Source organism: Staphylococcus coagulans (assembly GCF_002901995.1).
In the GTDB taxonomy this organism is placed as follows: domain Bacteria; phylum Bacillota; class Bacilli; order Staphylococcales; family Staphylococcaceae; genus Staphylococcus; species Staphylococcus coagulans.
This window is the reverse complement of the sequence record NZ_PPQN01000011.1, coordinates 129,509-141,647: the sequence shown is the minus strand read 5'-3', so window position 1 is coordinate 141,647 and position 12,139 is coordinate 129,509. Positions and strand designations below refer to the sequence as shown.

The 12,139-nt window shown below is 35.7% G+C and carries 12 protein-coding genes; 11 read left to right on the top strand and 1 reads right to left on the bottom strand.

Going from position 1 to position 12,139, the window contains the following annotated elements; translation table 11 throughout:
* Nucleotides 1-109: 109 nt before the first annotated feature.
* The gene (locus CD118_RS02975; RefSeq protein WP_103356242.1) at nucleotides 110-1,417 is read left to right on the top strand and encodes a LysM peptidoglycan-binding domain-containing protein; all 1,308 of its coding nucleotides are present in this window, start codon (nucleotides 110-112) and stop codon (nucleotides 1,415-1,417) included.
* 395 nt (nucleotides 1,418-1,812) lie between these two features.
* Nucleotides 1,813-2,799, top strand: coding sequence for a bacillithiol disulfide reductase YpdA (gene ypdA, locus CD118_RS02970; protein ID WP_103356215.1), 987 nt, complete (start codon nucleotides 1,813-1,815; stop codon nucleotides 2,797-2,799).
* Nucleotides 2,800-3,074: 275 nt separating this feature from the next.
* On the opposite strand, the gene CD118_RS02965 is transcribed toward ypdA, so the two are convergent.
* Nucleotides 3,075-4,043, bottom strand: coding sequence for an asparaginase (locus CD118_RS02965; RefSeq protein ID WP_103356214.1), 969 nt, complete (start codon nucleotides 4,041-4,043; stop codon nucleotides 3,075-3,077).
* 73 nt (nucleotides 4,044-4,116) lie between these two features.
* Here CD118_RS02965 and cmk point away from each other — a divergent pair, with 73 nt between their 5' ends.
* The 9 genes from cmk (at nucleotide 4,117) to ndk (ending at nucleotide 12,100) form a co-directional block, all read left to right on the top strand.
* Nucleotides 4,117-4,776, top strand: a complete 660-nt coding sequence (gene cmk / locus CD118_RS02960; RefSeq protein ID WP_060829890.1) for a (d)CMP kinase — start codon at nucleotides 4,117-4,119, stop codon at nucleotides 4,774-4,776.
* 91 nt (nucleotides 4,777-4,867) lie between these two features.
* Nucleotides 4,868-6,052 carry a 30S ribosomal protein S1 gene (rpsA, locus tag CD118_RS02955; protein ID WP_037559132.1) on the top strand — a complete coding sequence of 395 codons (1,185 nt, stop codon included), beginning with the start codon at nucleotides 4,868-4,870 and terminating at the stop codon, nucleotides 6,050-6,052.
* A gap of 295 nt (nucleotides 6,053-6,347) precedes the next feature.
* The gene (der, locus tag CD118_RS02950) at nucleotides 6,348-7,658 is read left to right on the top strand and encodes a ribosome biogenesis GTPase Der (RefSeq protein ID WP_060829892.1); all 1,311 of its coding nucleotides are present in this window, start codon (nucleotides 6,348-6,350) and stop codon (nucleotides 7,656-7,658) included.
* A 15-nt stretch (nucleotides 7,659-7,673) separates the two neighbouring features.
* The gene (locus CD118_RS02945; RefSeq protein WP_060829893.1) at nucleotides 7,674-8,672 is read left to right on the top strand and encodes an NAD(P)H-dependent glycerol-3-phosphate dehydrogenase; all 999 of its coding nucleotides are present in this window, start codon (nucleotides 7,674-7,676) and stop codon (nucleotides 8,670-8,672) included.
* Between the two features lie 171 nt (nucleotides 8,673-8,843).
* Nucleotides 8,844-9,116 (top strand): HU family DNA-binding protein, encoded by a 273-nt coding sequence (locus CD118_RS02940; RefSeq protein ID WP_016425112.1) that lies wholly within the window; start codon nucleotides 8,844-8,846, stop codon nucleotides 9,114-9,116.
* Between the two features lie 184 nt (nucleotides 9,117-9,300).
* Complete coding sequence (locus tag CD118_RS02935) at nucleotides 9,301-9,867, top strand: heptaprenyl diphosphate synthase component 1 (RefSeq protein WP_016425111.1); 567 nt, start codon at nucleotides 9,301-9,303, stop codon at nucleotides 9,865-9,867.
* A gap of 14 nt (nucleotides 9,868-9,881) precedes the next feature.
* Complete coding sequence (locus CD118_RS02930) at nucleotides 9,882-10,595, top strand: demethylmenaquinone methyltransferase (RefSeq protein WP_050330865.1); 714 nt, start codon at nucleotides 9,882-9,884, stop codon at nucleotides 10,593-10,595.
* Nucleotides 10,596-10,612: 17 nt separating this feature from the next.
* Nucleotides 10,613-11,569, top strand: coding sequence for a polyprenyl synthetase family protein (locus CD118_RS02925; protein WP_103356213.1), 957 nt, complete (start codon nucleotides 10,613-10,615; stop codon nucleotides 11,567-11,569).
* Nucleotides 11,570-11,647: 78 nt separating this feature from the next.
* A complete protein-coding gene (gene ndk / locus CD118_RS02920) occupies nucleotides 11,648-12,100 on the top strand; it encodes a nucleoside-diphosphate kinase (protein ID WP_016425108.1) in 453 nt (150 codons plus the stop codon).
* The last annotated feature ends 39 nt before the right edge of the window (nucleotides 12,101-12,139 follow it).

Sequence of the window (12,139 nt, the reverse complement as noted above, 5' to 3'; positions counted from 1 at the left end):
TCGGGATATGTAAACGGTTGGTAAATTTTCTTTAACAATTGAGGTTATCATGTTTTAAATTCCTTAAATATAGCTATATATTTAATATAAGTAGAGAGGATGAATGTATGTGTCAAAAGATAATTTTAAGGATGAATTCGAACAGAGTCGTCAAGAAATTAAATCTCACAATCATGATGAACCATCAAGTGAGATCCATGTAGACGATTCAGAACAACAAACTGAAAACAACCAACAATTCCCACCTCGAAATGCATCAAGACGTCATAGAAAGAGAGAACATGGTCCATCACCTGTAAATGACAAAAATCAAGCAGATCAACAAATTGATTCGAGTGAACAGGAAACTAATGAAAAATCTCAAAAAAGACCTGGGAAAGTAGGGGGCTTTGTCAATCATCAGGATGAACATGGAAAAGCGAAAAACGATCAACCTATCGCCAAAGATGAGGCAACAGAGCATTCAACGCAAGAGGCTCAACAAAATGACCAAAGTATAAAAGATCATAAAGCAGAGCAAACACATGATCAAAATCATACTGCGCAGACAGGTGATCACAAAAAAAGCAATACTAAAGACAAAGCTGCCTTAACAGGTGCTGCCGCTGTAGGGGGTGGCGCTATCGCTAAACATCATCACAATAAAACAACCTCTCATCACGAGTCTTCAGAAAGTGTCCATTCAAACCAAGAGGATGCATCTTTAAGCGATAAAAAAGCGCAGCATGAAAATAAAACAGATAAAGAAAATGCAGTAAGTGATGCAGCAGTAGGAGCAGGCGCGTCACAAACACATCAATCATCACATACAGGTACTGAAAACAGTCAACCCGCTTATGAGACACATGTTTCAAATGGCAGATCAGGCGGTGGTAGATTCAAGAAATTGTTACCTTTATTAGCAGCGATTATTTTATTAGGTACTTTAGCGATTTTTGGTGGTATTTATCTCGTTAACCATAATCAACAAGGCGACCATGCATCACACGTTGCTCAAAAACATGAAACGAAAGAGCACAGTAAATCAGATAAAGAGAAAGATAAATCGACTAAAGACGATGATAAAGCACAATCAGACAGTCAAGATGACAATAATAGCGCTGATAATAACAATGCCACTGATGACTCAAATGCATCAGATCAAAATAACAACAGTGCACAAGATCCTACAGATCAAAATCAACAACAATATAATCAAAGTAATCAACAATATGGCCAACAAAATGGTCAAGCAAATAATCAACAACCACAAAATAATACTGGCCATACCCATACGGTAACAGGTAACCAAAACTTATACCGCATTGCCATTCAATACTATGGAAATGGTTCTCCTGAAAATGTCGAAAAAATTAGACGTGCAAATGGTATCCAAGGTAATAATATTAGAAATGGACAACAATTGATTATTCCATAATTATTATATTTTATATGACTGGGGAGACGCATATACAGTACTATCATCCTCAGCCAATACAGATGATTAAAAATAAGACTAGGAAATCTAAATAAATCAAGATTTCCTAGTCTTATTTATGTTTTAAATTTTGAGGGAGTCAAAATTACAAGTCATATAAAAGAAGGAAAAAACGCATAAACCAGTATTCTAGTCACTTCATTAGCCTGAAAAAATTTAACACTTTATACATACATTTCAATTTAGATTCATAAAAAAACTTGTTATAATACTTAAGGAAAATAACAGTTCTTATAATATACTGTGCTAGTATGTGAATTAGGAGGCTATATAGAACATTAAAGTAGCATAATATGTGGTAACTCACCATCATTTTTTAATGTTCTTGTTTAAAAATGAAAACTGTAGAGAGTATCATCATCGGTGGCGGTCCTTGTGGCTTAAGTGCTGCTATAGAACAAAAGAAAAAAGGGATTGAAACGCTTATTATTGAGAAAGGTAATGTAGTAGATGCCATTTATCATTACCCTACACACCAAACATTTTTCTCTTCAAGTGATAAACTCAGCATTGGTGATGTTCCTTTTATTGTTGAGGAGCTTAAACCTAGAAGAAATCAAGCACTTGTTTATTATAGAGAAGTCGTAAAGTATCATCAGTTAACTATTAATGCTTTTGAAGAAGTTTTAACAGTGAAGAAAATGGACGATCATTTCACTTTAACTACTACGAAAGATGTTTATCAATGTCGTTTTTTAACTGTTGCAACGGGTTATTATGGTCAGCATAACGCATTAGAGGTTGAAGGCGCTGAACTTTCAAAAGTCATGCATTATTTCAAAGAACCCCATCCTTATTTTGACCAAGATGTCGTTGTTATCGGTGGGAAAAATTCAGCAGTCGATGCTGCAATTGAATTAGAAAAAGCGGGAGCACGAGTAACCGTAATCTATCGTGGTGCAGATTATTCACCTTCTATTAAGCCATGGATTTTACCTAATTTTGAATCATTGGTCCGTAGAGGAAACGTAAAAATGCATTTTAATAGTGTTGTCACTCAAATTACTGACAGTCATGTTACTTTTGAAAAAGAGGGTGAACGTATCACCATTCCAAACGATTATGTATTTGCAATGATTGGCTATCATCCAGATTATGAATTTTTGAAATCTATCGGTATCGAAGTGCATACAAACGATTTTGGAACAGCGCCAGTATACCATCACGATACGTATGAAACAAATATCGAAAATTGCTATATTGCAGGTGTTATTGCGGCAGGAAATGATGCGAACACAATTTTTATAGAAAATGGCAAATATCATGGCGATGCAATTGCGCAAGATATTTTAACTAAAAAGCAAGCACCGCTAGAATCATAAATGATACGCTGCCTTTAGCGTATCTAAACAGAGCAGTAGTTGTCTAAGGCAAGCATGACATAGACAACTACTGCTCTGTTGTTTATTTATAATCTTCTCATAAATTCAGTTTTACGTATATTAACCCCAATTTTTGCTTATTTTAAATTAATCAGTCCGCATATAAAACGCATTAAAGAACAAACTTATGTTCCTCAATGCGTTCGCGCATAACGCCAGTTAGACTCATCCACAATCACTTTTATCCTATCTTAAAAAATCCAATTTATATGGTTTTATTCATTAAAATAGTTTTGTATTTGTGGATGCGTCAATTGATTACTTAATGCCACTAACAATTTAAGTCTAGCTTTTTGACCATTTAACCCATTAGAAAAGATAACACCTTTTTCATACAGTTGATGACCGCCACCTTCATACGCATACACAGCACTTACAATACCGTTAAAAGAACGTGAAACTAACACAATGGGTATACCTTGTGCTAAACATACATTCAGACCTTGCATTGCAGTAGGCGGCAGATTACCTTGCCCTAATGCTTCGACGATTAATCCATCTACTTGTGTATCTGCATAAAATTGCAACATTTCACTTCCCATTCCCATATACGCTTTAACAAGTGGAATGTTCAGTGTAGAGTCAATCAAATGAAAATTTTGACTTTCATAAGGTTTATGATGAAAGTAAATGCCTGCTTTCGTTATCACACCAAGCGGCCCGTGATTGGGACTTTGAAATGTATTCGTATTTGATGTATGTGTTTTAGTCACATTACGTGCCGTGTGAATTTCATCATTAAATACAACCATTACACCTTTATTTTCAGAGTCATCCGATATCGCAACACGAATTGCAGCGATAAAATTGTATAGACCATCGGAACCAATTTCATTTGAAGACCGCATGGCACCCGTGATAACAATCGGTTTAGAAGTAGCAACTGTTAAATCTAATAAAAAAGCAGTTTCTTCTAATGTATCTGTACCGTGAGTAATGACAAAGCCATCATAATAATTCAAGTTTTCTGGTGTTTCAATCGTATTTTTTAAAATCTTCACATGCTCTATTGTCATATGTGGCGAAGGCACGTTAAAAGGCATCATTTCATCAATTTTTGCATATTTCGCAATGACATCATGATGATGTGAGATAGGGTTGTCAGCAGTCGTACTGACTTTATTCGATTCATCTTCCGACATACTTATGGTGCCCCCTGTATGTATGACTAATAATTTTTTCATATAAGTTCCTCCTCGTAAAGCCATCCATTCTTATGATAAAATAATGTTAAACAAACGACAAGGAAGGTAACAAATGACAGCGATAAACATTGCATTAGATGGACCAGCGGCTGCTGGTAAAAGTACTATAGCGAAAAGAGTTGCAGGACAACTCGGAATGGTCTACGTCGATACAGGGGCTATGTATCGTGCGATCACTTATTATTACTTACAACATAAGGACCGCATTGTGCATTTTGACAAAATGATGGATCAAATTGATTTACATCTTGCATATGATCCAGAAAAAGGGCAGCGTGTCTATTTAAATGATGAAGATGTCACTGATTTTCTACGAGAAAACGATGTCACGCAAGAAGTATCCTATGTTGCTTCAATCAAAGAGGTACGTGCGTTTTTAGTACAAGCACAACAAAAATTAGCGGCTAAAAAAGGCATCGTTATGGATGGCCGAGATATTGGCACAACTGTTCTTCCTGATGCCGAAGTGAAAGTATATATGATTGCATCTGTTGAAGAGCGTGCTGAGCGCCGCTTCAAAGATAACCAAGAACGCGGAATTGTATCCTCAATCGAACAATTAAAAAAAGATATTGCCGAAAGAGATGCCTATGATATGAATCGTGAAATTTCACCATTAAAAAAAGCAGATGACGCTGTAGAAATTGATACAACAGGATTATCGATTGAAGAGGTCACAGATAGAATTATAGCGCTAGTAAATAAAGTTTGAATTATTTTATTCAAACTTATCTAAATTTCTTGACAATTCAACGCTTTTATAAGAAGTTATTATTATGTAGTAGTATAAGGAGGCATTCATGATGACTGAAGAATTCAATGAATCAATGATTAATGACATTAAGGAAGGCGATAAGATTACAGGTGAAGTACAGCAAATTGAAGATAAACACGTTGTTGTACATGTAAATGGTGGAAAATTTAACGGCATTATTCCTATCAGCCAACTATCAACTTATCACGTGGACAACGCGAATGAAGTTGTTAAAGTTGGAGATGAAATCGGTGCATATGTTACTAAAATTGAAATCGATGAGGAAAATGAAACAGGAAGTTACATCCTTTCTAAACGCAAGTTAGAAGAAGAGAAATCTTATGCGTACTTACAAGAAAAATTAGATAACAACGAAACAATTGAGGCTAAAGTAACAGAAGTTGTTAAAGGTGGCTTAGTTGTGGATGTTGGTCAAAGAGGATTCATTCCTGCATCGTTAATTTCAACTGATTACATTGAAGATTTCTCAGATTATGAAGGTAAGGTGCTTGAACTTAAAGTTGAAGAACTTGAACCTGAAAAAAATCGTGTCATCTTAAGCCGCAAAGCAGTAGAAGCAGAAGAAAATGAGAAGAAAAAAGCAGAACTTTTAAAATCTATTAAAGCTGGCGACATTATCGAAGGAAAAGTAGCACGATTAACTAACTTTGGTGCTTTCATCGATCTTGGTGGCGTAGATGGTTTAGTCCATGTATCTGAGTTATCTCACGAGCATGTAAAAACACCTGAAGAAGTCGTTACAATTGGCGATACTGTAAAAGTGAAAGTTCGTTCTGTAGAACAAGATTCTGAGCGTGTTTCACTTTCAATTAAAGATACTTTACCTAGTCCTTTCGAAACGATTCAAGAAAAATATAGTGAAGGTGACGTTGTAGAAGGTAAAGTTATGCGTTTAGCTTCTTTCGGTGCATTTGTTGAAATCGATCATGGTTTACAAGGCCTTGTTCATATCTCTGAAATCAGCCATAAGCACATTGGTACACCTGGTGAAGTACTTGAGCCTGGACAAACAGTTCAAGTTAAAATTTTAGGTATCAATCCTGAAGAAGAACGTATTTCATTATCAATCAAAGCGGCTTTACCTAAAGAGGAAACTGAAGAAGCTTCAGAGGAAACAACACAACAATACACGCAACAATCAACTGATGAAAATGAAAACAATCCTACATTAGGAGATGTTTTTGGAGATAAACTTAAAGACTTAAATTTATAATATAAATTTATTGAGATTACAATGCGTCAACATAGATCATTAATCAGATATGTGTTGATGCATTCGTCTGTATTCCTGGAGTAAAGTATGAGTCTAAGCAATTACAATTGACTTGTACTTTACTCTTTTTCTTTGAATGCATTAATGAAGAGAAAAAGACTGTTATACGTTCCGTTTATATCCATTACTTCACATGATATAATACGATTGTTGTATTTAGCATAGTGCTTGTAGTCGATGCGCTTACATGGATATGTTAAAATAATAAAGATATTAATAGAGAGGAAGAACAATCATGACGAAACCTGTAGTTGCTATCGTTGGTCGTCCTAACGTTGGAAAATCTACTATTTTTAACCGCATCGTCGGCGAGCGTGTGTCCATAGTGGAAGATACACCTGGTGTAACACGTGACCGTATTTATGCAAGTGGCGATTGGTTAACACACGAATTTAATATTATTGATACTGGCGGTATCGAAATTGGGGATGCACCTTTTCAAACACAAATTCGCGCACAAGCCGAAATTGCGATTGATGAAGCGGATGTCATTATATTTATGGTCAATGTGCGGGAAGGTATCACTCAAAGTGATGAGATGGTTGCACAGATGCTATATAAATCAAAAAAGCCAGTCGTATTGGCTGTCAATAAAGTAGATAATCATGAAATGCGCAATGATATTTATGACTTTTACTCACTTGGATTTGGAGAACCTTTCCCACTTTCAGGCTCACACGGACTTGGACTTGGAGACTTATTAGAAGAGGTCGCAAAACATTTTAAACCTGAAGAAGAAGATCCATATGATGAAGACACAATACGATTATCATTAATTGGAAGACCCAATGTTGGTAAATCTAGTTTAATCAATGCGATTCTTGGTGAAGATCGTGTTATCGTCTCTAATGTAGCAGGAACAACACGTGACGCCATTGATACTGTATACAGCTATGAAGACCAAGATTATGTATTAATTGATACGGCGGGTATGCGTAAAAAAGGTAAAGTCTACGAATCTACTGAAAAATATTCAGTGTTACGCGCATTGAAAGCCATTGAACGTTCTAATGTCGTCCTTGTCGTACTCGATGCAGAACAAGGTATTATCGAACAAGACAAGCGTGTTGCGGGCTATGCACACGAAGAAGGAAAAGCTATCGTTATCGTAGTCAATAAATGGGACACATTAGAAAAAGACAGTAAAACAATGAAAAAATTTATGGATGATGTTAGACAAAACTTCCAATTTTTAGACTATGCACAAATCGCTTTTGTATCTGCTAAAGAAGGTACGCGTTTACGCACGTTATTCCCGTTAATTAACGAAGCAAGTGAAAACCATAAAAAACGTGTACAAAGTTCAACGCTGAACGAAGTCATTACAGATGCCATTGCCATGAATCCAACACCTACGGATAAAGGCCGCAGATTGAACGTATTTTATGCTACACAGGTCGCTATTGAGCCACCAACGTTTGTGGTGTTTGTTAATGATGTTGAACTATTACACTTCTCATACAAACGTTACCTTGAAAATCAAATTAGACAAGCGTTCGGTTTTGAAGGTACGCCTGTTCACATTATTGCTCGAAAACGAAACTAAATCGGAGGGGTTTATATGACAAGCATTACCGTGTTTGGTACAGGCAGTTTTGGTACTGCATTAGCAAATGTTCTAGCAGAGAATGGCCATAACACACTCATGTGGGGGAAAACTTTATCAACTGTTGAAGAGATTAACACGCATCATACCAATCATAATTATTTGAAGAACGTAAAATTAAATCACCATATTAATGCGACAACAAATATCGAAGCGGCAATTGACCATGCAGATATTTTCCTTGTTGCCTTACCAACAAAAGCTATCCGAGAGGTGATGACACAAGTCAATAGATTGTTAACGACTCGCAAATCGTTTATCCATGTTACAAAAGGGATTGAAAACGGAACATTTAAACGTGTATCTGAAATGTTAGCAGACACAATTTCTCCTGAATATAATGCTGGCATTGGCGTTCTATCTGGTCCGAGTCATGCTGAAGAAGTTGTCATTAAACAACCTACAACTGTCGCAGCTGCTTCAAGTGATCCTGAATTACGTAAATGTATCCAAGACCTTTTTATGACAGATTATTTACGTGTTTATACGAATGATGATTTAGTTGGCGTAGAACTCGGAGGCGCTTTGAAAAATATTATCGCTATTGCGAGTGGCGTATTAGTCGGTATGGGCTTTGGTGATAATGCAAAAGCTGCTTTAATGACACGAGGGCTTGCTGAAATAACAAGACTTGGTGTCAAACTGGGAGCTGACCCTCTTACTTTCCAAGGTTTAGGAGGCATTGGAGATTTAATCGTGACTTGTACTTCAACGCATTCTCGTAACTTCACTTTAGGTTATCAGCTCGGTAAGGGGAAAAAGTTGAAAGAAATTATGAGTGAAATGAATATGGTTGCTGAAGGTGTCTATACAACTGAATCTGTTTATCATTTATCCAATGCGGTACAAGTCGAGATGCCAATCACTGAAGCGTTATACCGTGTACTGTTCGAGGATGAGCCTGTTGAACGCGCAGTAAAAGCATTAATGGGAAGAACTAAAAAATCAGAATAACTTTCCTTGAAGGGTGTCATTTTAGTCATAAATCTCTAAAATTTAACAAAATGCGATTAAATCAAGGTTTTTCGCATATAAATCGTTGCAGTCTTGTATGGGCTTGTGTTAAAGTCATACCATAATGATAATTGAATTATCATTACATAACCTTTGAGGAGGTGAATTGACATGAACAAAACTGACTTAATCAACGCTGTTGCTGATCAAGCTGAACTTACTAAAAAAGAAGCTGGTCAAGCAGTTGATGCTGTTTTTGAATCAATTCAAAAAACACTAGCTAAAGGTGAAAAAGTACAATTAATCGGTTTCGGTAACTTTGAGGTACGTGAACGTGCTGCACGTAAAGGACGTAACCCTCAAACTGGTAAAGAAATTGATATTCCTGCAAGTAAAGTTCCAGCTTTCAAAGCAGGTAAAGCATTGAAAGATGCAGTAAAATAATTCAATTATTTACAAGTAAAAAAGCCCTTTATAGGGCTTTTTGCTTTAATTAAGTCATTTTCCATATCTTTTCACAATACAACCATCTCAAAACCTCAATATCTCTTATAGAAAAGTAATTCAGATTTAAATTTTTGAATGATAGTGTTAAGATAGAGAGTGATTAAAAATAGAGGTGGGGCATATGGAAAATACTTTAACGTATTTACAACGACAAATTGATAATCGACTGAATCAATTGAATCAACCAGATAATATACATATTAATAAACCATTAAGTCATTTGTTAGATCAGTTATCAGTCCCTTTAAATGCGAAACTTGCATGCCTTTCAATTGATACATCAATGAAGCATCTAGATCGGATTAGCTTCTATCATTATGAACGGGATGCAATTTTAATAGGTGATTTAATGAGTGCCCACTATTATCAATTAATAGCGGATTTAAAAGATGTTCATTTTCAACTTAAAATGAGTCAGGCGATTGTTAAAATAAATGAACTGAAATCATTCATACAACATCAAGGCAAAGCGCTAAGCCAAAAAGAATTTTTGGAGACAATCATTACGATTGAAACCCTCTTAATTAAAGTTCTAATTGACCGATTCAGCAAAGAAACTGAATTTAATACTCTTCGTGCCTACCTGATTAATCATCTTGAAATTCAACATTTAACCTATCTCATCGATTTTGATACGACTGAAATTGAAGAGACGATTAACCAACTCCAAAATTATATTAAAGAATAAATGAGGTTTCTAAAATGGCTAAAAACAATGTAAACAAAGCCCATGTTCATGAGGTATTTCAAAATATATCCGGTAAATATGACCGATTAAACAACATTATTAGCTTTGAACAACATAAAGTATGGCGTAAAAAAGTGATGAAAGAAATGAACGTTAAGCCTGGTTCAAAAGCACTAGATGTATGTTGTGGTACTGCTGATTGGACAATTGCGTTGAGCAAAGCTGTAGGTCCAGAAGGCGAAGTCACAGGACTTGATTTCAGTGAAAACATGTTAAAAGTGGGCGAAGAAAAGACTGCACATATGGATAATATTCGTCTTGTACAAGGCGATGCGATGGCACTCCCTTTTGATGATAATGTTTTTGATTATGTCACAATCGGATTTGGATTAAGAAACGTTCCAGATTATTCAAAAGCTTTATCTGAAATGCATCGTGTCCTAAAACCAGGGGGCATGGTCGTATGTTTAGAAACAAGTCAACCAACTATTCCAGTATTTAAACAAGTTTATAAAATGTATTTTAAATTTGTAATGCCATTATTCGGTAAAATTTTCGCTAAATCAAAACAAGAGTATGAATGGTTACAGCAATCTGCATTTGATTTTCCAGATCGTAAAAAATTAAAAGGTCTTTTCGAATCAGTGCATTTCCAAAATGTTAAAGTACGTAGTTTTACCGGTGGTGTATCAGCTATGCACTTAGCATACAAACCGAAATCGAAATAATTAAAAGGTGATTATGCATGTCGAAAATAAATTTGAATCAAGAAATTAAAAAAATTGAAAACTCGTTAAAGCAGTTGGTTCAATCGGATGATTCAACACTTGAAAATGCTGCTAATCACCTCTTATCATCTGGTGGCAAGCGTATTCGACCTCTTTTTGTCATTTTAAGCAGTTATGTTGGTCAAAACCCTGTAAATACAGCTGCTTATCAAGTAGCTACATCGCTCGAACTTATTCATATGGCGACACTTGTACATGATGATGTGATTGATTTAAGCGACAAAAGAAGAGGGAAGTTGACGATTGAAAAAAAGTGGGATCAACCTACAGCCATATTGACTGGAAATTTTTTGCTTGCCCGGGCATTAGAACACTTATCTCAAATTGAAGATTATCGCATCCATCAAACGCTTTCACAAGCTATTATTGAAGTTTGTCGAGGTGAATTGTTTCAATTTCAAGATCAATTTAGAGCTACACAATCGATGACCAATTATTTGAGACGTATTAATCGTAAAACAGCATTGTTAATCCAATTAGCAACTGAAGTTGGCGCAATGACAGCTGAAGCCGATACCGAAACTGTAAGAAAAATGCGCAACATTGGTCATAATATTGGAATGAGCTTTCAAATTATTGACGATGTGCTTGACTTTACGAGTACAGAGAAAAAATTAGGGAAGCCTGTCGGAAGTGATTTACGCAATGGACATATGACACTTCCTGTCTTATTGGAAATGAGAAACAATCCGTCGTTTAAAGAGAAAGTTGTGGCTTTAAATCGACAGTCAGATACTGCTGATTTTGAGTGGTGCATAAATCAGATTAGAAATTCTGATGTCATTCAACAATCGCTAGATATTAGTCAAAAATATTTGGATAAAGCGACAAGCTTACTTAATACTTTACCTAAAAGTGATATTACACCGCATTTTAAAAAATTAATTAAACGACTACAAAACAGAATGCATTAGATGAGTTTGTTGTTGAAAGCGCTTCAAACTAATGATAGGATATTCTTGTACTATAAATACACAGGGGGATATCTCAACATGGAAAAAAGCTTTGTAATGATTAAGCCAGATGCTGTTCAACGTAAATTAATAGGTGAAATTGTACAGCGTATCGAGCAAAAAGGTTTAAAACTTGTAGGTGCGAAATTGATGACAGTTTCTAAATCACTTGCAGAAACTCATTATCAAGAACATGAAGGGAAACCATTTTATTCTTCATTAGTTTCTTTCATTACTTCAGCACCTGTATTCGCAATGGTTGTAGAAGGTGAAAATGCTGTTGCAGTCGCAAGACATATTATCGGTAGCACAAATCCATCTGAAGCAACACCAGGCTCAATTCGAGGAGACTTAGGCTTGACTGTTGGTCGTAATGTCATCCACGGCTCAGACTCTGTCGCATCTGCTGAGCGAGAAATTGCATTATGGTTTAACGAAGAAGAAATCAGTACATATCATACACCAGATGAAACTTGGTTGTATGAAGGTTAATTATTAAGAACCCGAGATTTTCGTAAAAACAACGAAATC